The organism is Peribacillus sp. NPDC096447, from assembly GCF_044762725.1.
GTDB lineage: Bacteria > Bacillota > Bacilli > Bacillales > DSM-1321 > Peribacillus.
The window spans coordinates 214,288-236,041 of sequence record NZ_JBIWEV010000006.1; the positions used below are offsets into that span (position 1 = coordinate 214,288).

The 21,754-nt window shown below is 38.2% G+C and carries 19 protein-coding genes; 17 read left to right on the forward strand and 2 right to left on the reverse strand.

Translation table 11 applies throughout. The features are described 5' to 3' along the window. Nucleotides 1–151 precede the first annotated feature (151 nt). Nucleotides 152–1,420 (forward strand): S-adenosylmethionine decarboxylase related protein, encoded by a 1,269-nt coding sequence (locus tag ACIQZD_RS20735; RefSeq protein WP_402905983.1) that lies wholly within the window; start codon nt 152–154, stop codon nt 1,418–1,420. A gap of 568 nt (nt 1,421–1,988) precedes the next feature. Here the strand turns inward: ACIQZD_RS20735 and ACIQZD_RS20740 are convergent. Then, on the reverse strand, nt 1,989–2,129 hold the full coding sequence (locus ACIQZD_RS20740) for a hypothetical protein (protein WP_241589992.1): 141 nt from the start codon (nt 2,127–2,129) through the stop codon (nt 1,989–1,991). Nucleotides 2,130–2,502: 373 nt separating this feature from the next. Between ACIQZD_RS20740 and ACIQZD_RS20745 the strand changes: the two genes are divergently transcribed. The 6 genes from ACIQZD_RS20745 to ACIQZD_RS20770 all read left to right on the forward strand — a co-directional run bounded on the left by ACIQZD_RS20745 (nt 2,503) and on the right by ACIQZD_RS20770 (nt 9,992). After that, the gene (locus ACIQZD_RS20745) at nt 2,503–3,693 is read left to right on the forward strand and encodes a glycine C-acetyltransferase (RefSeq protein WP_402905985.1); all 1,191 of its coding nucleotides are present in this window, start codon (nt 2,503–2,505) and stop codon (nt 3,691–3,693) included. A gap of 44 nt (nt 3,694–3,737) precedes the next feature. Continuing rightward, the gene (locus ACIQZD_RS20750; protein ID WP_137017813.1) at nt 3,738–4,697 is read left to right on the forward strand and encodes an L-threonine 3-dehydrogenase; all 960 of its coding nucleotides are present in this window, start codon (nt 3,738–3,740) and stop codon (nt 4,695–4,697) included. A gap of 329 nt (nt 4,698–5,026) precedes the next feature. Continuing rightward, nucleotides 5,027–6,421, forward strand: coding sequence for an amino acid permease (locus tag ACIQZD_RS20755; protein ID WP_402905987.1), 1,395 nt, complete (start codon nt 5,027–5,029; stop codon nt 6,419–6,421). A 178-nt stretch (nt 6,422–6,599) separates the two neighbouring features. Beyond that, nucleotides 6,600–6,893 carry an RNA polymerase alpha subunit C-terminal domain-containing protein gene (locus ACIQZD_RS20760; protein WP_402905989.1) on the forward strand — a complete coding sequence of 98 codons (294 nt, stop codon included), beginning with the start codon at nt 6,600–6,602 and terminating at the stop codon, nt 6,891–6,893. 98 nt (nt 6,894–6,991) lie between these two features. After that, a complete protein-coding gene (gene coaA, locus ACIQZD_RS20765) occupies nt 6,992–7,912 on the forward strand; it encodes a type I pantothenate kinase (protein ID WP_402905991.1) in 921 nt (306 codons plus the stop codon). Nucleotides 7,913–8,486: 574 nt separating this feature from the next. Further along, nucleotides 8,487–9,992, forward strand: coding sequence for a malate:quinone oxidoreductase (locus ACIQZD_RS20770; RefSeq protein ID WP_402905993.1), 1,506 nt, complete (start codon nt 8,487–8,489; stop codon nt 9,990–9,992). 366 nt (nt 9,993–10,358) lie between these two features. Here the strand turns inward: ACIQZD_RS20770 and ACIQZD_RS20775 are convergent, their stop codons facing one another. After that, a complete protein-coding gene (locus tag ACIQZD_RS20775) occupies nt 10,359–11,411 on the reverse strand; it encodes a potassium channel family protein (RefSeq protein WP_402905995.1) in 1,053 nt (350 codons plus the stop codon). Between the two features lie 394 nt (nt 11,412–11,805). On the opposite strand from ACIQZD_RS20775, the gene ACIQZD_RS20780 reads away from it, so the two are divergent. The 10 genes from ACIQZD_RS20780 to ACIQZD_RS20825 all read left to right on the forward strand — a co-directional run bounded on the left by ACIQZD_RS20780 (nt 11,806) and on the right by ACIQZD_RS20825 (nt 21,641). Continuing rightward, entirely contained in the window at nt 11,806–12,012 is a 207-nt protein-coding gene (locus ACIQZD_RS20780) for a hypothetical protein (RefSeq protein WP_402905997.1), read from the forward strand. A 286-nt stretch (nt 12,013–12,298) separates the two neighbouring features. Then, nucleotides 12,299–13,636 (forward strand): YjiH family protein, encoded by a 1,338-nt coding sequence (locus ACIQZD_RS20785; protein WP_402905999.1) that lies wholly within the window; start codon nt 12,299–12,301, stop codon nt 13,634–13,636. 280 nt (nt 13,637–13,916) lie between these two features. Further along, complete coding sequence (nikA, locus tag ACIQZD_RS20790; RefSeq protein WP_402906000.1) at nt 13,917–15,542, forward strand: nickel ABC transporter substrate-binding protein; 1,626 nt, start codon at nt 13,917–13,919, stop codon at nt 15,540–15,542. Between the two features lie 17 nt (nt 15,543–15,559). Next, on the forward strand, nt 15,560–16,504 hold the full coding sequence (gene nikB, locus ACIQZD_RS20795; protein ID WP_057276529.1) for a nickel ABC transporter permease subunit NikB: 945 nt from the start codon (nt 15,560–15,562) through the stop codon (nt 16,502–16,504). Further along, nucleotides 16,501–17,331, forward strand: coding sequence for a nickel ABC transporter permease subunit NikC (nikC, locus tag ACIQZD_RS20800; protein ID WP_402906002.1), 831 nt, complete (start codon nt 16,501–16,503; stop codon nt 17,329–17,331). Before nikB ends, nikC begins: the two co-directional genes overlap by 4 nt. 18 nt (nt 17,332–17,349) lie before the next feature. After that, nucleotides 17,350–18,177, forward strand: a complete 828-nt coding sequence (gene nikD / locus ACIQZD_RS20805; protein ID WP_402906004.1) for a nickel import ATP-binding protein NikD — start codon at nt 17,350–17,352, stop codon at nt 18,175–18,177. 33 nt (nt 18,178–18,210) lie between these two features. After that, entirely contained in the window at nt 18,211–19,026 is an 816-nt protein-coding gene (nikE, locus tag ACIQZD_RS20810; RefSeq protein ID WP_402906006.1) for a nickel import ATP-binding protein NikE, read from the forward strand. A gap of 398 nt (nt 19,027–19,424) precedes the next feature. Then, on the forward strand, nt 19,425–20,201 hold the full coding sequence (locus ACIQZD_RS20815; RefSeq protein WP_402906008.1) for a transporter substrate-binding domain-containing protein: 777 nt from the start codon (nt 19,425–19,427) through the stop codon (nt 20,199–20,201). A gap of 64 nt (nt 20,202–20,265) precedes the next feature. Then, entirely contained in the window at nt 20,266–20,910 is a 645-nt protein-coding gene (locus tag ACIQZD_RS20820; protein WP_076370951.1) for an amino acid ABC transporter permease, read from the forward strand. Further along, on the forward strand, nt 20,907–21,641 hold the full coding sequence (locus tag ACIQZD_RS20825; protein WP_101224851.1) for an amino acid ABC transporter ATP-binding protein: 735 nt from the start codon (nt 20,907–20,909) through the stop codon (nt 21,639–21,641). Before ACIQZD_RS20820 ends, ACIQZD_RS20825 begins: the two co-directional genes overlap by 4 nt. Nucleotides 21,642–21,754: the final 113 nt, after the last annotated feature.

The following is a 21,754-nucleotide window of genomic DNA, read 5'->3' on the forward strand; positions in this document are numbered from 1 at the left end:
ACTTATCATGAAAATAGCAGGAGTTTCTTCATAACCTTCCTATCATTTTGGGTTGATGATAGCTTGTACGTATTGCTCATTTCATCAGTTGCCCATTGCATTTCACCCGTAACCACATAGTTTATAATAAAAGGTTGGACGAGGTGCAAAAATGGATGATTACCAAAAAGTGATAACCATTCTTGGGAGTGCAGGAGGGGCCGCAAAATCAATACTTGCCATATTGAATAAATCAGCTATTGATAAAAAGGATCCAATCCATCTTTTTATATCCAGCTGTATTATTCACTTAATTGATATTAAACAAAAGGAAGAAAAATATTATCATGAATTATTTCCACAGCTAAAAGATCAAATTGTACTGCATCAATTTGATTTAAAAGATACAAAGCGGTTTATTAAGCATCTTGAAAGCACAAAAACATTATGTGTCATTGATCTTTCATGGGCGGATACGGTTGAAATGCTGCAATGCTGCGACGCATTAGGCGTTAATTATGTTAATTCCGCTTTAGAAAACACAATGATCGATGAAAATGAAGAATTATATTATGGGTTTCCTCTAATTGAACGGATCAGGCATTTTGAAAAGGTTAAAGATCATTTTTCCAATTCTACAGCTATAATTGGGTCGGGAATGAATCCAGGGGTGGTCCAATGGATGGCCATTGAGCTGTTAAAGAGTGATTCAGAGGAACGACCGCTTGGCTGTTACATTGTAGAGCATGACAATTCGTTTTTTAAAGACAAATCGAAGGCAAAGAATGACGTCATTTACACAACCTGGTCTCCCGAATGCTTTCTGGATGAGGCTATTTCAAGCTATCCAATGTTTATGAATCACCATACGCCGCTCTTTTTATATGAAAATGTTTATGATGTCGAATTTAAGGTCACATTAGGGGACAAACAGTTTTACGGTTGTTTAATGCCTCATGAGGAAGTATATACTTTAGGTAAATTGTATGATATGGAAGGCGGCTTTTTATATAAGGTAAATGACCATACGACGGAGTTAATCCGCTCGAATCTGGATGACGCCGATCAATTATGGAACCATGACATGAAGGTTCTCGATCCGCTTGAAGCCGAACTTGACGGGGAAGATCTAGTTGGTGTCCTTATCGTTTATCAAGATAAGGAGCGTTATATGTATAATACATTAAAGAATCGCGATATCTTTTCCAAATACAAAACCAATGCAACATACTTTCAAGTGGCCTGCGGGATATATGCTTCATTATCGGTGCTGCTAATGGATCAAATCCCCAAAGGGGTATACTATGTGGATGAGTTATTGTTAAATACCAATAATCATTACGGTCAATATTTGACCTATTATATGACGAGTTTTGTAATTGGGGAAAACAATCATTCAGATGGTCCATTACTTCACCGAATGAAAAAGATGAATCAATAATGTGAATTTTAAGTCGGCATCAATGAAGGGAGCTGGCTTAAATTTTCAACTAAATAAAGTTGTGCACAAGGTGGGGGAAATGAAAAAGGGAAAAGGGGAAATCCTTATTCTTCAAATTTCCCTTCTGAATGTGCATAACTTTTTTGTTTTTTTGATCTTCTTTTTACGTGAACGTTACGGCAATATCCGGAGCTGATCAGCAGCTCTTTTTTTATTGTTGTAATGGACTTTAGCGTCCATTAGTACAATGTAAAACAGACAAAAAAGAGGATAAGTAATCCCCTTGCAGACTATAGACAAGTTCAGTTTTTTCTTTGAAAAAAGTTCCAGATTGATTTAAGAAATTCGCTCCCTTTCCGCCCACTGTCTGCCAAGCCGCATCTGGAAGGGGTGTCTCAAATTTTTTCCATCCAGTGAGTTTTCGTCTCATTTAAATCAGTAAAAAATCATGGAGTATAACCAAGTATTGTTTTAAAAATATGGTGAAAATCACTTCGGTAAAATAGTGGAAGGGATTCGGCAGGAGACCATTCCGGACTCCCTTTTTCAACAAACTGAAAGAGGATAATCAATCCCCTTGGTTGTCTTCATTTGTTTGTTCATCAGATTTTTGGACGATTTCTTTTAATTCACCAATGTCACCTTTTGCATTGATAATCTCAAAAATCTCATTTAAGCCTTCTGAGGTTTTTTCATCTTCCGTTTTCATTATAACCCTCCTTAATTAGGTTAATGGTTAAGGTCTCCAAAAAACCAGTAGATAAAACATCGGTTACCTTGGAAAATTGATGAAATTCTCTTCGTATTTCCATTGATATAAACGCATTTTAGGCGAATGTTGATTGTAAAAACTACAAAAATTCAAATTTTTTTGTCCGCACAATATGGACAACATTAAAATTATCAATTATTATGATTGTAATAACACTTAGTATAAAGGGATTTACGCTAATGTTTGATGTGTTTCTGGAGAAGACACGTGTATTTTTGAAAAAAGGAAAAAAATACAATGTTTTTTAAATAGGGGTAAAACATATAAAGATCCTGCATTTATTCCAACCATCAATGAGGGGGTATATTAAATGTCAAGTGAAATATTAAATAAATTTTTGAAAGAAAATTTGGAAGATTTAAAAGAAAAGGGGCTTTACAACGTTATTGATCCGGTGGAAGGTCCAAACGGTCCGGTAATCACCATTGCAGGCAGAGAGCTAATTAATTTATCATCCAATAATTATTTAGGTTTAGCAACAGATAGACGATTAATAGAGGCTTGCATAGAAGCGACGAAAACATATGGTGTCGGTGCCGGTGCCGTTCGTACGATCAACGGAACGTTAGACATTCATGTCAAATTAGAAGAAAAGCTTGCCGAGTTCAAACATACAGAAGCAGCCATTGCTTATCAATCTGGATTTAACTGTAATATGGCAGCGATTTCAGGAGTGATGGATAAACACGATGCCATTCTTTCAGATGAACTGAATCATGCTTCAATCATTGATGGTTGCCGATTATCCAAGGCGAAAATTATTCCTTTTATCCATTCCGACATGGACGATTTACGGACAAAAGCACGTCAAGCAAAGGAGTCCGGATTGTATAACAAGATCATGATTATTACCGATGGAGTTTTCTCGATGGATGGGGATATTGCCAAACTTCCTGAAATTGTGAAGATTGCTGAAGAGTTCGATTTAATAACGTATGTTGATGATGCGCATGGTTCGGGTGTATTAGGTAATGGTGCAGGAACGGTAAAACATTTTGGATTATCGGATAAAGTGGATTTCCAAATTGGAACATTATCCAAAGCCATTGGTGTTGTTGGAGGCTATGTAGCAGGTAAGAAAGAATTGATTGATTGGTTAAAAGTGAGAAGCCGTCCATTTTTATTTTCAACGGCTGCCACACCGGGAGCAGTTGCAGCTAGTATAGAAGCCATCGATATTTTGATGACTAGCTCAGAACTTCAAAATAAGCTGTGGGAAAACAGCGATTATTTGAAAAAAGGCCTAAAAGAATTAGGGTTTGATATCGGGGAGAGCGAAACACCGATTACGCCTTGCATTATAGGTGATGAAGCAAAAACGCAGCAATTCAGCAAGAGGCTGAATGAAGAAGGTGTGTATGCCAAATCCATCGTATTCCCTACCGTTCCAAAAGGAACAGGAAGAGTGAGGAATATGCCTACTGCTGCTCATACAAAAGAGATGCTGGATCGTGCAATTGCCATTTATGAAAAAGTAGGAAAAGAGATGTCGATCATATAAGAGATTGCTTGTTTCAGAGTTTAAAACATGGGGAGGGATTTTTGATGAAAAAGGTCTTGGTAACGGGGGCTTTAGGTCAAATTGGTTCAGAATTGACGCTGAAAATGAGAGAGATTTATGGAGCTGACAATATCATTGCAACAGATATTCGAAAAACGGACAGCGATGTTGCTCAATCAGGTCCATTTGAGATATTGGATGTTACGGATGAAAAAGCGATGTATAACATGGCAAAAAAACATGAAGTGGATACGATTATACATTTAGCCGCATTATTGTCGGCAACAGCTGAAAAGAAGCCGCTTTTAGCTTGGCATTTAAACATGGGCGGATTGGTCAATGCTTTGGAATCTGCACGAGAACTCGATTGCCAATTATTTACACCTAGTTCCATTGGTGCGTTTGGTCCAACCACTCCTAAAGATTGGACACCGCAAGACATCATTCAACGGCCGAACACGATGTACGGCGTGAACAAAGTATCCGGAGAGTTATTATGTGATTATTATCATCATAAATTTGGGGTTGATACGAGAGGTCTTCGATTCCCGGGACTGATTTCGTATGTGACACCTCCTGGCGGCGGAACTACCGACTATGCAGTTGAAATTTACTATGAAGCGATTAAAAACAAGCGATATACTTCTTACATTGATAAGGGAACGTATATGGATATGATGTATATGCCGGACGCTTTAGCAGCCATCATTACATTAATGGAGGCAGATGCCTCAAAATTGAAACATCGGAATTCTTTCAATGTTTCTGCCATGAGCTTTGATCCGGAGCAAATTGCAGCCGAAATTAAAAAGCATATTCCGGAATTTGTCATGAATTATGAAGTCGATCCTGTAAGACAATCCATTGCAGACAGTTGGCCAAATACAATTGATTCAACTTGTGCGAAGGAAGAGTGGGGATTCAAGGCGGAATATGATTTGGAGAAAATGACGAATGATATGTTGTTAAAGCTGAGATTAAAGTCCCTTTTAGTAACAGCATAATACACCTGCCAGCCGAATAAAAGAGTTGCAATACTCTTTTATTCGGGTTACTTTATACAGGGGAATTTTATGTTTAAGGGGTGAGCTGTTATAAACGATAAAAAGTAAGCGCTTTCTATGAAACCTTGAACAGAATTAAGAAATAACATGAAGTTTGATAGTGATCTTTCTAACTGTCAGGAATGCTTAAGAGTGAAGAATGATTTTATGGGGCAGCTTTAAGAAAGATTAAAAAAAGTGGAGCCTGCTATATCATTTCTATACTAAATAGGGAGTGTATTAAGCATCTTGAAAAAATTTCGACTATTAGTAGTGTAGGGGGAAATGGAATGGCAAATAAAGATTTGAATAGGGAGTTGAAAGGTCGTCATATTCAGATGATCGCTTTGGGCGGAACGATTGGTGTCGGTTTATTTATGGGTTCAGCAAGCACGATCCAATGGACAGGCCCATCTGTAATGTTAGCTTATGCGATCTCTGGGCTTTTTATATTCTTGATCATGCGCGCAATGGGGGAAATGTTGTATTTGGAGCCAAGTACAGGTTCATTTGCAACATTTGGTTATAAGTACATTCATCCATTGGCAGGGTATATGACAGCATGGAGTAACTGGTTCCAGTGGGTTATTGTCGGGATGGCAGAAATTATTGCAGTGGGGACGTACATGCAGTATTGGTTCCCTGATCTCCCTGCTTGGATTCCAGGTTTAATCGCAATGGTGATTCTTGGAGCAGCGAACTTAATTTCCGTTAAATCCTTTGGGGAAATTGAATTTTGGTTTGCATTAATTAAAATCGTGACAATCATTTTAATGATCGTTGCAGGATTTGGACTTATCTTCTTTGGAATCGGTAACGGAGGGGAAGCCTTAGGATTATCGAATCTTTGGGAGCATGGCGGTTTATTTACAGGTGGCTGGAAGGGCTTCTTCTTTGCTCTTTCACTGGTGGTTGCCGCTTATCAAGGTGTAGAATTAATTGGAATTACAGCTGGTGAAGCAAAAGATCCGCAAGAAACGATAACGAAAGCGATTCAAAGTACCATTTGGCGTATTTTAATCTTCTATATCGGTGCGATTTTCATTATTGTAACCGTTTACCCTTGGGATCAATTAAGCGCGATTGGCAGTCCATTTGTTGCGACTTTTGCGAAGGTTGGTATCACGGCAGCAGCTGGAATCATTAATTTTGTCGTAATCACGGCTGCTATGTCTGGCTGCAATAGTGGTATTTACAGTGCTGGACGCATGCTTTACACATTAGGGATGAATGGACAAGCACCAAAATTCTTTGCTAAAGTATCTAATAGCGGTGTTCCTTTATTCGGTACGTTCGGAGTGATAGTCGGGTTAGCAATTGGGGTTGTTTTAAGTTATATTGCACCAGAAAATTTATTTGTGCATGTATACAGTGCGAGTGTACTTCCCGGAATGATTCCATGGTTTGTCATTCTGATCAGTCAAATTAAATTCAGGAAAATCAAAAAAGCTGAAATGCACAATCATCCATTCAAGATGCCTTTTGCACCTGTTACAAACTACCTGACCATCGCTTTCTTGGTCATGGTATTAATCGGTATGTGGTTTAATGATGACACACGTATATCACTTATGGTTGGAATAGGTTTTCTGGCTATCGTTGTAATTAGTTATTTCGCTTTTGGAATAGACAAGCGTGTACAAGCCAATGCTCAGGCAGAGGCTCAGGAAGATAAAGTGGGTTAATCTATCATTCACTTTGGGTTTTACAAAGGGTTGCTGCGGCAGCCCTTTTCCAATGAATTAAAAGGGCAGTTCAGTTTTAACAAGAGATGATAAAATGGAATAAAATGATTGCTTCATTGTGAAGGGTGAACTTTTTATGTTTGGACTTAAAAAATCATAAGAAAAGGGGAAGTTGACAATGACAACTTCAAAGAAGAATTTGGGGACTTGCGAAAAGGGACACAAATACTATAAATCCAGCGACTGTCCAACTTGCCCTGTATGTGAGCAGGAACGAAAACCTGACACCGGATTTCTTTCAGTGCTCTCGGCACCTGCCAGACGTGCATTGGAATACAATGGGGTAACCTCTTTACAACAGCTCTCAACATATAGTGAAAAAGAGATTTTAAAATTTCACGGTATGGGACCAGCTTCTTTACCTAAACTTAGGGATGCTTTGGAGACAGGCGGGTTATCATTCAAAGATTAATCACTTTACGTGGATAAGGAATCTCAGGAACATCTTTTTTATGATCATCATCCTTGTTAAACTGATAGTAACTCTAAAAAGTGAGGTAACGAAAAATCATGAGTTCCTATACTCCCTATTTTGAATTCAATCGAGAAAAGTGGGCATCTCTGCGAAACCATACTCCTCTTCCTTTAACTGAAGAAGAATTGGATAACTTAAAAGGAATAAATGAAGAAATATCCATTGTGGAAGTAGAAGAGGTTTATTTGCCCTTGACTCGTTTGATCAATTTACATGTTGAAGCATCTCAGCAGCTTAACACAGCCACCACTTCATTTCTAAAAACTGATGCTAAAAAAGTACCTTATATCATTGGGATTGCTGGGAGTGTTGCTGTAGGAAAGAGTACGACAGCAAGGTTGCTTCAGACTTTATTATCTAGATGGGATAATCACAGAAACGTAGGTCTTGTAACTACCGACGGTTTTTTGTACCCAAATGATCTTTTAGAAGAAAAAGGACTCATGAAAAGAAAAGGGTTTCCTGAAAGTTATGATACTCAAAAATTAATTAATCTTATCGGAGATGTAAAAGCAGGAAAAAATAAAGTGGAAGTTCCAATCTACTCACATTTGAAGTATGACATTTTGCCAAATGAAGTGCAGACTATCTGTAATCCGGATATTTTAATAGTGGAAGGTGTTAATGTTCTTCAAGTTGACAAGGAAAACCAAGTATTCGTCAGTGACTTTTTTGATTTCTCACTCTATGTAGATGCAGACGTAAACGACATAGAACGATGGTATGTTGAAAGGTTTCTTTTACTTCAAAAGACCGCATTTCAAAGTCCTGAATCCTATTTTCACCGTTATATTAACTTGTCTAAGGAACAGGCCATTAAACAAGCGACTCAAATTTGGGAAGAAATTAATTTGAAAAATTTACATGAAAATATACTGCCCACAAAAGGACGGGCAAAACTCGTCTTGAAAAAAGGATCAGAACACAAAGTTGAAAATATCTTTTTGCGAAAATAATAAAATGAATGTAAGGATTGTGTATTAGAATAATATTTTTTGGTAATAGCAATAAAGTAAGGAATTTTATTTATAATTACCTTATATTGGTTTAATTATCAGTAATTATTGGTATTGTTATAATATCTAATAATTGGGTGAAATTTATGATACAAGTTAAAAAGGTAGGGATTTAACAGTTTCAGGAAGGTCCTTATTTTTTAGGGAAATGGTTACAGATCCTTCTAATTTCACTTCTGATTTTGTCAATAAATGTGTAATTTCATCGCTTTTTCCGATGTGTCAATATTATTTCACTAACAGTTTCTTCCTTCAATAAGGGGAAGTTGCTGAAGAAATCTTTTAATGCGACTATCGGGGCGGATAAGTTTAAGCTAATTTCTTCACAAAATCAATATTTTAACAAAAAAAGTAATAGTAGAATATTTTAATCTATGAAATAATAATAATAGACTATGATATAGTTATAAGGAGACAGAAAAGGTGTGTTCCTTGTTCGTGCCTGGCTTTTTGTGACACCTAAGCAGGAGCGCCTACATCTTTTTTGAAAATATAGGGGATAAGGAAGGTTATAATGAGCAACATACAGAAACAAACAGACGTTATCTTAATTGGCGGCGGAGTCATGAGCGCGACTTTGGGATCATTACTGAAAGAGTTAGCACCGGAATGGGAAATCAAAGTATTTGAGAAGCTTGCAAACGCAGGAGAAGAAAGCTCTAACGAATGGAATAATGCGGGTACGGGTCATTCTGCACTGTGCGAGCTTAACTATACATCCGAAAAATCTGACGGATCTATAGATATAAGCAAAGCAATTAAAATTAATGAACAGTTCCAAGTTTCATTGCAGTTTTGGTCGTATCTTGTAAACTGTAAGCTGATTGATAATCCGCAAGACTTTATCATGCCATTGCCTCATATGAGTATGGTACAAGGGGATAAAAATGTAGCGTTCTTAAAGAAACGTTTTGAAGCGCTGTCAAAAAATCCTCTGTTCCAAGGTATGGAGTTTTCCGATGACCCAGCAAAACTGATGGAATGGATTCCACTTATTATGCAAGACCGTCCATCAAATGATTGTATAGCGGCAACAAAAATTGATTACGGTACTGACGTTAACTTTGGTGCTTTGACACGCATGTTGTTTGACCACTTAAAGACTAAAAACGTCGATATCAAATATAAACATAGTGTTGATAATGTTAAACGGGCTAGCGATGGCACATGGGAATTAAAAGTGCGTAATGTCGATACTGGCAGCGTAGAACGCCATAATGCTAAATTCGTCTTTATCGGAGGCGGGGGCGGAAGCTTGCATTTGCTGCAAAAATCCGGTATTCCTGAAGGGAAGCATATCGGCGGATTCCCAGTTAGCGGATACTTCATGGTATGTAATAATCCGGAAGTTGTTGCGCAGCATCATGGAAAAGTATACGGAAAAGCAAAAGTTGGTGCTCCACCAATGTCTGTTCCGCATCTTGATACACGTTTTATCGACAATAAGAAATCGTTGCTTTTTGGACCATTTGCGGGCTTCTCTCCGAAGTTCTTAAAAACAGGTTCAATGTTCGATTTAATAACTTCCGTAAAACCGAATAATGTTTTAACTATGTTGGCGGCAGGCGCGAAAGAGATGCCATTGACAAAATACCTGATCCAGCAAGTTATGTTATCGAAGGAACAGCGCATGGAAGAGTTACGAGAGTTCATCCCGAACGCTAAGAGCGAGGATTGGGATTTAGTAGTAGCTGGCCAACGTGTACAAGTTATCAAAGATACTGCTGAAGGCGGCAAAGGTACACTTCAATTTGGTACGGAAGTTGTCAGTGCATCCGATGGCTCGATTGCAGCATTGCTAGGTGCTTCTCCAGGGGCTTCTACTGCTGTTCATGTTATGCTTGAGGTAATTAATAAATGCTTCCCGCAACGTATGAAAGAGTGGGAACCGAAAATTAAAGAAATGATTCCTTCTTATGGAGAGTCACTAATGGAAAATACAGAGCTTCTGCACGAAATTCAAACTTCAACATCAGAGACGCTTGGTCTAAGCAAAAAAAAAGAGCTAGTTTATAGTTAATTTTTGGATACTGAAGCAATATTGAAATTAAAAACAACAGAACCTTTAATCTATCATTGATTGAAGGTTCTTTTTTTGTTTTAAAGCCTATTCAATTAAGGATGCTTATTTGTAGGCAAACTCGAAGAAAATTGAGTTTATGGCTTGTACAATTTGGACGTTGATTGGAAGAACGAGAGGCACTCGCTTTCCGCGGGAGGTCCGGGAGCCTCCTCGGCTTGCGCCTGCGGGGTCTCCCCTAGACGCGCTTTTCTAAGCAGGAGTCTCGAACACCCGCTCCAATCAACTTAGTTTTAACTTTTAGATAGAACCCTTTTGTCTACAAACTGAGGGATGCTATTATAGCATCCCTAAAGATTTCTGCTTCTAATGTATTTTTGAATTTATTTGGGAAATGGTTTCTTTATCGCAAATAATGAAAAGCTGTGCATCATCAGGAATTCGTGCATCTAATTTTTGGTTTATGTTAAGATCACCACGATCTGCTACCAGTGTTGCTCCTTTGTTAAGAAGATCTATAAACGCATCACGATAGGTTAGCCATTCATCTTGTTTAGGAATCTCATACATAGTTTCCTCATATTTCGTGCTCATAAGTTCTGAATACATGTGGGTGACTCCATGAGAAAATAATGATCGTACTGCTGCGTGGGAAATCATTTCTTGCGTAGGAATAAACTCATCCACCTTTACACGCTCGAATAAACGAATATGCTTTTGATTGATCACCTCGGCTGTGACATGGATGGACGTATTCGTTTTTTCTTCAATGGCCGTTATGGCAGTGGCAACTAATAATGTCTTTCCATCGACAAGTAACGGATCCTTTGTAGCATAATTATCTTGTGTTATTTGGTCAGCAAAAATGATAACGCCTTTTGCTTTAGGCAGATTTGCACGGAGTAATGTTTCTTCATCGGTGGCATCCCCGCGAACATAAAACAGACGCTCCTCCATCATAGGAGCTTTTTCCAAGTTATCAATGATTACAATATCAATGGTTTCATCAGATTTATAAATTTCTTGGAGTGCTGATTTTGACTTATCACTCCAACCAATCAAAATGATATGATTTTTACCTGTATATTTCATTTTTCCACCAACTTTACGTTTTTCGATAAGATATACAGATTTAATGATTTTTCCAATAAAAAGACTAACAAGCCCAATACCCGTGATGTAAAGACTAATGGTAAATGCCTTTCCAAGATCGGTGACCGGTGCATAGTCCCCAAAACCAACCGTAGCAAGCGTTGTAAGAACCCAGTAAACTGAGGTTAAATATGATTCGAACGTCTGTGGCTCTATAGAAAAAGCAACATACGCAGCAACTAATATGTATAAAATGGCAAATGGTATAAAGATTCTACCTCTTAATTTAATCAGGTAATATATTATTTTTTTTACCTTAATTCTCATCATACCCATCCTAGTTTTCAAGTCATCATCGATTAAATTTATATTTCCCCAATTTAACAATTAAATAAACGTAAGTGTAAAAAAACTATTTTTTACCCAAGTAGGGAGCAAGAAGCATATAAAAGAGAATGGTTTAAAATAACGTTCAGCTCTTTTTCTTATGCAAAAAAAGGGACGGATCGTTGAGAATTCCATTGAGTTTCATCTGCCCAAGTTTAATAGACCACACAATCAGTTTAAGTTTTTTGCACAAAACCACGCATTCTGCTATTAAATTTCGCTCTAATTGTAATATAGATTATAAAATGAACAATAGTAGATGAATTTTGGTAAATGAATTATAAAATAATCATCAAAAAATAAAATTATTATTAGAATTTTCAGTATAAAATGAATGTTAAATAACGAGGAGGTCTATCAAAATGAAAGCGGATACAATGAATGGGATAACGACTTTATGAAGGAACAGTATTGCATACAAAAGACAGTACTTCCCATATTAATGAACGACCGGAATATAGCTGAGCACCCAGATGGCGGTGTAAGGCGGGATTGGAAAGCGGCACATAACTGGGAGTGTTTTGCTTCGAATCCGCAATAAGAGCTGGAAGAGGGTGAAAACTCTGGGGAATCCTAACGATGCACCACGGGCAATGTGCATTTGTGAAACAGGATTGGCCCAAGAATAAATTAAGTTCCAAGACCTTTCTTCCCGTATTTTGCTGGTTAGGCTATGGGGGGCGTGCCGAATTTGGATATGCGGCAAGCGGAGAACTAAAAGCCCTATCGTAATCGACGTTGTATTCTGGTCCTGTTGCCTCACCAAATCGTGAGACAGAAGCGATGAGAGGATCGGATATGGGTATTATATAATAGGGGGAATAATTATGGGATCACCAAATGTGGCGACAAATACGAAACAAGAGAAGCCGCAAATTCAATCAACCACTAATATACTGAAGTTTATAATCTATAGTTTAATAGGAAGTTTTATGTTTTTTATTCCTATTACCATAAATGGTGTTTCAAGCATACCAATTGATCATATAGTAACATGGATCAAAGTAACCTTGCCGTCAGCCGTTCCTATTTATGCTCTTATTGTCATTCTATTAGGAGCTGTTTATCCATTTATTTCAAAAGGTTGGAGCAAGGATAAGGTATCAATAGTTTTTTCTTTCTTAAAAGTAATAGGTGCTGTTGTTGCGATTTTAATATATTTCAAGATTGGGCCCGAATGGTTAATGGCCCCAAGTATGGGTCCTTTCCTTTTCGAAAAACTTGTCATACCTGTAGGACTTGTCGTTCCTTTGGGTGCTCTATTTTTGGCGCTTCTCATTGGATACGGGCTTCTCGAATTTTTGGGTGTACTGATGCAGCCAATCATGAGGCCGATATTTAAAACGCCGGGGCGTTCAGCAGTTGATATGGTCGCTGATTTAGCAGGAAGCTACTCCATTGGTATGCTTATTACGAATCGACTATATAAAGAAGGAAAATACACGCTTAAAGAAGCCGCTATTATTGCAACTGGTTTTTCAACCGTTTCAGCAACGTTCATGATCGTTGTAGCAAAAACTCTCGGGCTTATGGACATATGGTCCCTTTTCTTTTGGGTTTCTTTAGGGATAACGTACCTTGTCACTGCCATTACCGTACGTATTTGGCCATTAAATAAAATGAGCGACGAATATTATTCGGATAATGCCGATCCAGAAGAGGTCATCAAAGAAGGACTTCTCAAAAATGCCTGGAACAGTGCGATGGTGGGAGCAAGCAATTCCGTAAGTCTTGGCAGAAATTTATGGGATAACTTAAAGGACGGTTTTCTTATGACAATGAGCATTCTGCCGTCCATTTTATCGGTTGGTCTCATTAGCCTTGTATTAGCGGAGTATACTCCAGTATTTAATTTACTTGGCTATCTTTTTTACCCATTTACCTGGGCATTGCAAATACCTGAACCATTTTTGGCTGCAAAAGCTTCAGCTATAGGAATTGCAGAAATGTTCCTGCCGGCGCTTCTCGTCGTTGAAGCACCTCTGGTAACTAAGTTCATTATTGCCGTGGTATCTGTATCATCCATATTGTTCTTTTCAGCGACGATCCCTTGTATCCTATCAACCGAAATCCCAATCAGCATTACGAAGTTGATTGTAATCTGGTTTGAACGGACGCTCATCACGTTAATTATTACTGCACCTATCGCAATATTGCTGCTTTAGTACAAATCAACGAATCTTAATTCGATCACAAATCGAACGGGTGCGTTCGTATTATAAGGTCGACCAGTAAAAATTACTGGTTGACCTTTTTTAATAGAATCTTTTATATCAGTAGGCATGGTAGAACGTACAGGTGCACGGGGCATTTGAAGGCTTGTTCATCACAGAAAAGGATATTGAGAAAATATCTTTCGAGAATTTCGACATTATATTGACAATAGTATAGTTACTCATTAGAATTGAAAATGATTCTCAATATGGTACTGGAGGCACCAATGTTATGTCGAAAAGAAGATACAGTAAACAAGTGTTATTTATATCCGCAATCGTTTTGATTTTATCAACGCTTTTACTTGGATGTACAAATGAATCAAAGGAAAATTCAACTTCAAATAAAGACAGTAAAGACATGCTTACTTTTGCTTGGCCTAGGGATATAGGTGAAATGAATCCGCATGTCTATAATCCTTCTCAATTATTCGCTACATCAATGATATATGAACCTTTGGTTAGCTACCAAGATGGAGGCGAGCTGAAACCGCATTTAGCTGAATCTTGGGAAATTTCCAAGGATGGGAAGGAATATACGTTCAACCTCCGTCAAGATGTGAAATTTTCTGACGGTACAAGCTTTAATGCTGAAATTGTGAAAAAGAACTTTGATACTATATTGAAAAATGTTGATTTACATAGTTGGTTGGGCTTTATTCCGAAAGTGGACCAAACGGAAGTAATTGACCAAAACACATTTAAACTAACATTAAAGGAACCATATTATCCTACTATTCAAGAGTTAGCCGTTGTTCGTCCAGTCCGATTCTTAGGTGAGGCTGGATTCCCTAAAGATGGTGACACTTCTAAAGGTGTTACAAAACCAGTCGGTACAGGCCCATGGATTTTGGAAGAACATAAAGCAGATGAATATGCTATTTTCAAACGCAATGAAAATTATTGGGGTGAACTCCCTAAAGTTAAGAAAATCAAAGTCAAGATCATTCCTGATGCGGAAACCCGTGTTCTTGCTTTTGAAAAAGGTGACCTGGACCTAATTTATGGTGAAGGTGCTATCAGTCTGGATGCTTTCAAACAATTAGAAACAACAGGTAACTATGAGACTAGTATTTCTGATCCGGTTGCGACAAGACAACTAGTTATGAATACGAAGAAAGAACAACTTTCAGATTTACGTGTTCGTCAAGCGTTACAATATGGATTTAATAAAAAAGCAATGGTTGACGGAGTTACTTCTGGGTTGGAAGAGAAGGCAGATTTCATTTTACCGACAAACTTCCCGTATACTTCAGACATTGAAGTAACAGCGATTGATTATAATGTCGAAAAAGCAAAAGCTTTATTAGATGAAGCAGGATGGAAGCTTCCAAAAGGAAAAACCGTTCGTGAGAAAGACGGAAAGCCGCTTGAAATCGAGTTAATGTACGACTCTGCAGAATCGATTCAAAAAGCAATGGCCGAAACATTACAATCTGAGTGGGCGGCACTAGGTGTTAAATTGAATATCGTTGGAGTTGAGCTTACGGTACAAATTGAAAGATTCAAAGCTAATGATTTTGAATTGAATTTCTTTAGTAACTATGGCGCTCCATATGATCCACATACTTTCGTAAATGTCGTTGGTTCAGAAGGATTTGGTTTTAACGAAGCCATTTCATCTTATCCGAACAGAGATGAGTTGTTAAAACAAATTGCAGATGTTCCTGGAACGACAGATGAAAAAGAACGTCAAGAACTTTACTCAACTATTTTGGAATCACTGCAAGACCAAGGAGCGATTGTGCCTATTTCTTATATTAAGAAAATTGCTGTTTACCAAAAAGATGTATCTAATTTTACCTTCCCTGCTAACCGGGATGAACATCCATTCACAGGAATTAGCATCAAGAAGTAAGTTACAGGAGGGTTTTCATGGGCACTTATATCTTGAAACGAATTATGGCCATTATTCCCATCTTTCTTTTGGCCACTCTTCTAACGTTTGGAATGATTCACCTTTCACCAGTGGACCCAGCTGAGGCATATTTATCTGCAGCACATATCCAATCAACAGATGAGATATTGGCTCAGAAAAGACATGAGTTTGGCTTAGATCAACCCCTCCATGTTCAATATGTAAATTCTATTATTAAGATATGCCAATTTGATTTTGGCATATCTTATCTTTCGAATAAACCTGTTTGGGAAGAGGTTACCTATCGAATGCCAGCGACCATTCAGTTAGCTTTAGGTAGCATCATATTAGCTATCCTGGTCAGTGTCCCTCTTGGATTTTTGGCAGGCATAAAGAAAAACAGTGGTATTGACCATTTTAGTCGCCTTCTCTCTTTTTTTGGGGCTTCCATCCCCTCTTTTTGGCTTGGTTATTTATTGATTTTTTTCTTTTCTGTTAAACTCGACCTATTTCCTGTCGAAGGAATCGGGACTTGGCAACATCTGGTTCTTCCTTCCGTTACTTTAGCTTTGCCATTAATAGCTTTGTATACTCGACTATTACGTGCTAGCGTTCTTGAAAATTTACAGGAACCTTATGTCCTTTTTGCTCGCACAAGAGGGATTCATGAAAAAGTCATTATGGGAAAACATGTATTGAGAATAGCCATATCCCCTATGATTACTGGACTGGGGATGAATTTAGGAAAGCTGCTGACTGGAACCATTATCGTCGAAGCGGTTTTTTCCTGGCCAGGATTCGGTCGTTATTTCATTGAAGCTATTTTTAATCGGGATGTTCCTGTCATTCAATGCTATGTGCTTTTAGCTGCGGGACTATTCATTTTTAGCAACTTGATTGTTGACCTAATCCAAATGTGTATCGACCCACGCATCTCCAGAAAAGGAGGGCAACGTCAATGATAACAAGTCTTCGTATTATGATGAGAAGTCAGAAAGTGATTGTCCTTTGTTCAATAATATTAAGCTTCCTATTTATCATCACCATCTTGGCTCCTTGGATCGCACCTAATGATCCTATTGCTGTCAATTTAGCTAATAAACTACAGCCTTCTTCCTTTGAGTATCCATTGGGAACGGATCATTTAGGAAGATGTACGTTATCACGCATCTTATATGGAGCTCGCATTTCGTTAGGATTTGCTACATTAATCTTTATTTCATCTTTAGGCATCGGTTTGATTGTCGGAACCATTGCTGGTTATAAAGGTGGATGGGTGGACCAGTTGCTAATGAGACTGTGTGATGGTGTTATGGCATTTCCAAATCTTTTGCTCATTCTTGGACTCGTTGGTATATTGGGACCTGGCCTTAAACAGGTCATCATAGCATTGATGCTTGTGCAATGGGTGTATTATGCGAGAATTTTCCGGGGAATGGTACTTAGTCTAAAAGAACAAAACTATATAGCGGCAGCTAAAATAACCGGTTCTTCTCAATGGAAGATAATAAAGAAACATATTGTCCCAAATGTTCTTCCTCCGCTCGCTGTTATGGGTACATTAGAAATGGGTTGGGCCATCATGGATATATCGGCCATGTCGTTTCTAGGTTTGGGCGTGCAACCCCCTACACCAGAATGGGGAGCAATGATTCATGAAGGGAAATCCTATATTCGGACGAATCCAGAATTAATGCTATATCCAGGTTTGATGATTATGCTCGTTGTCGTCACCTTCAATTTATTAGGCGAAGCGCTATCAGAACGTTTTGGAGTCAAACGTCGTTAATAAAAAGGAATGAGAAGATTGGGAACAGAACGGTCGAATGTATTAACAGTGAGTGATCTACATGTACAAGTACAAACAAAAGATGGTGCTTCCACCCTCGTTCAGGATATTAATTTTGAACTGGAAAAAGGGAAGGTATTGGGCCTTGTTGGGGAAAGTGGGAGTGGTAAAACCGTTACGAGTATGTCCATTCTACAGCTTCTTGAACGGAAAACAACGACAATTAAAGGGAGCATTACCCTTCAAGGACGAGAATTGAATGGTTTAGACGATAAAGCAATACGTGAAATTCGTGGCAAGGATATTGCCTTTATTATGCAAAATCCGATGAATGCATTTACGCCTGTTTTTACAATTGGCAATCAATTTATCGAAACGATTAGGTCTCATACCTCATTGAATAAAAAACAAGCAAAAGAGCTTGCCATCGATGCGATGCAAAATGTAAACCTGCCAGATCCCGCGAAACTATTAAAAAGCTATCCTTTTCAATTGAGTGGAGGTATGCTTCAACGCGTGATGATTGCGATGGCAGCATGTTTAAATCCTACCGTTATTATTGCTGATGAGCCGACAACTGCACTCGACGTTCATAACCAATTACAAGTACTTCGCCACTTGGATAAAATTCGTTCTGAATATGGAACATCCATTTTACTCATTTCTCATGATTTAGGAGTCATTTCTGAAATGGCAGATGATGTAGTCGTTATGCAACATGGCAGAATTGTAGAAACTGCAAATGTATTTGAATTATTTGATAGTCCGCAGCATGAGTATACAAAGAAACTGCTAAATGCCCGCCTTATCTTAAACCATGAAGAACCTATCACCCATATGTTGTGATATATAGATTGCATTCTTTTGAGGGGGGAACAAATGAGTTTATTACAAGTAAAAGCAGTAACTCATAGCTATAATTCTCATACGTTTTTTAAATGGAAAGAGCATTCTAAAAAAGTACTCACTGACATTTCCCTCTCCATTGACGAAGGAACATGTTTAGGACTACTTGGCACGAGTGGAGCTGGAAAAAGTACATTAGGAAAAGTGATTCTTGGCTTAGAACGTCCACAGCAAGGACAGGTTCTGTTTCAAGGGCATGATATCTATACTGCTGATAAGCTTACCCGACAAAAGATTCGAAGAGATCTGCAAGTCGTCTTTCAGGATTCATATTCTTCTGTCAATCCACGAATGACCGCCGAAAGTATAATAGGCGAGCCATTAGAAAACTATGAAAAACTAACCGTAGCCGAACAAAAAAGAACGGTTATTGAGTTATTGGAAAGAGTGGGCCTAAGTGAAAAGGATTTGAAAAAATACCCACACCAATTTAGCGGTGGACAATTGCAAAGAATTAATATTGCTAGAGCAATCTCTCTTAAGCCACTGCTAATCGTCTTGGATGAATCCGTAAGCAGTCTGGATATGGTTAATCAAACACTGATTTTAGAATTATTAAGTGAGTTGAAAAAAGACTTCGGCTTATCTTATCTTTTTATTACACATGATATTAAAGCGGCCTATTCAATCTCTGATACTTTGGGTGTACTGGAAAAAGGAGAATTAATCGAGCTTTACGATTCTAAAGATCAGTTTTTTTCGTCAGAACATCCTGTCATTAAACAGATGAAAGGCTCTATCCTTGCTGAGCATCCACGTTTTCGCTCTCTTCCGACGAGGACTAATTAGACCTAGTCTAGAATCTATATTTATTGATTAGAAGGCCTCGATTTCAGTTTGTTAATCGAGGCTCTTTTTTATATTTCTTCTGAAGAACATATTGGAGGGCCTAAATTCGATAATCAAGCTTCCAATGATCTTAAATGGGTGTCTCCTATTAGGGATTTCAAAACTGACCTGGTAAAAAACAACTTTAAAGGCATGATCGGCTGTTTTTGTAGTGAAGGATTCCATATCCTTTTTTTATTTTCCATCACTGAAACAAAATAAGGAAAAACATCCATAAAAATTATTCAAAGAAAATAATATATATTCTAAAAATTCATATTATAATACTTTATTCTTATGCTATATTATAGGGAGAATTATTTATTATCACGTATAATCTAAGAATTGGAGTGATTTGAATGAAGAAACTTGGTTTACTTAGTATGTTTTTGATTCTAACTATCTTTATCTCGGCTTGTGGAACCAATGAAGAAAAAAATGCAAGTGAGGAAAAGAAACCTGAAAAGGTATATAAAGTTGGTGTGGATACGACTTATCCTCCTTTTGAATTTAAAGAGGGGAATGAATATAAAGGCATTGATATTGAATTGATCAATGCAATCGCAAAAGACCAGGATTTTAAAATCAAATTGTCTCCAATGGATTTCGGCGGAATCATCCCGGCTATGCAAGCCAATCAGCTTGATGTGGCCATTGCGGGAATGAGCATTACAGAGGAAAGAAAAAAGGTAGTGGATTTCTCAACACCGTATTTTGATGCAGGATTAACGATAGTTGTTAAAAAAGAGAATACAAGTACTAAAACGGTTAAAGATCTTAAAGGAAAAACCATAGCAGTGAAAAAAGGAACAACAGGTGCTAAATATGCACAGGATAATGCTATGAAACTAGGAATTAAAGTTGTTCAATTCAATGATAGTCCAGCGATGTTCCAGGAAGTGGCCAACGGAAACGCAGATGCCCTTATAGAAGATTACCCGGTTATCTCCTATGCGATCGCCCAAAAAGATCTTGGGTTGAAAATCGTTGGTGACCGTTTGAATGGTGACCAATATGGAATTGCTGTATTGAAAGGGCAAAACGAGGATTTATTGAAGAAAATAAATGATGGTCTTGCCAATCTTAAAAAAGACGGCACGTATGATGAAATTATAAAAACGTATCTTGGTGAATAAACAATAGATTAAAGCTCAGTAAGCGTGCTTATGGCGCGCTTTCTTTTTCAAAGGGGTGAAAGAAATGGATATAATTGTTGCGGCGTTGCCTATTTTATTAAAAGGACTTCAGGTGACACTGTATATCTTTGTGATTGCCATTATCTTAGGTTTTTTGATTGGTTTACTTGTCGCATTGCTGCGACTTGCCCCCATCAAAATCTTGAACTGGATTGCAAAGGTTTATGTGGATGCGATACGAGGGACACCGTTCATCGTTCAGTTATTTTTTATCTATTTTGGTGTGAATTCACTGAATTTGATTTCTTTGGACAGTACAACAGCTGGTATAATTACCGTTGCAATCAATGCAGGGGCATATTTTGCTGAAATAATAAGGGCAGGGATACAATCCATCGATAAAGGACAAACGGAAGCGGCAAGATCCATCGGGTTCACTGGAACTCAAACAATGAGATATGTCGTGCTTCCGCAAGCCTTCAGAAGGATGCTCCCTACCATTACGAACCAATCGATCATCAGCTTGAAAGACACTTCTCTATTATCGGTCATTGGTATAGCCGATTTAACCCAGCAAGGTCAGATTCAAGCGTCGGCAACCTTTGAAGCATTCAAGATTTGGCTGGCCGTTGGTGTGATTTACTTTATCATCATCTATCTGTTAACCCTAATTGCTAATTTCATAGAAAGGAGGGTACAAGTTCGATGAGCATCATTACTGTAAAAAACCTGAGAAAATCATTTGGAACTGTCGAGGTTTTAAAAGATATCAACGCAGAAGTGCAGGAAAAGGAAGTAATTTGCGTAATAGGCCCTTCTGGATCTGGAAAGAGTACCTTCCTGCGTTGCCTGAATCTCCTTGAGGAAGTTACGGGCGGTGAGGTGGTCATTAACGGACATGATATAACCGATCCTAAAAGGAAAATCAATATAAACAAAGTCCGGCAAGAAGTTGGAATGGTTTTTCAACATTTCAATCTATTTCCTCATAAAACCGTTTTGGAGAACATAACCTTGGGTCCTATTAAAATTCGTGCCACGGATAAAGCGGAAGCGAGAAGGCTAGCGCTTGAGTTATTGGATAAGGTTGGTCTAAAGGAAAAAGCAAATAGCTATCCAGGGGAACTTTCCGGCGGACAAAAACAGCGGGTCGCCATCGCAAGGGCATTGGCGATGAATCCGAAGATCATGCTATTTGATGAACCGACTTCGGCCCTTGACCCTGAAATGGTCGGCGATGTTTTGGAGGTAATGAAACAACTTGCAAAAGAAGGCATGACAATGGTCGTTGTTACGCATGAAATGGGCTTTGCCCGGGAAGTCGGGGACCGGGTGATATTCATGGATGGAGGGTATATCGTGGAAGAAAATGAACCGAATGAATTATTCGGTAACCCTCAGCACGAAAGAACGAAAGCATTCTTGAGCAAAGTGCTTTAATCGGATGCCTATAAGAAATCATGTTAAATCTTGAATGAAGTTGTGCATGAAGTGTGGACAAAGGAATGCGGGAAACGAGGGGAAACCCAAACGCATGAGCCTTTCCCTCATCT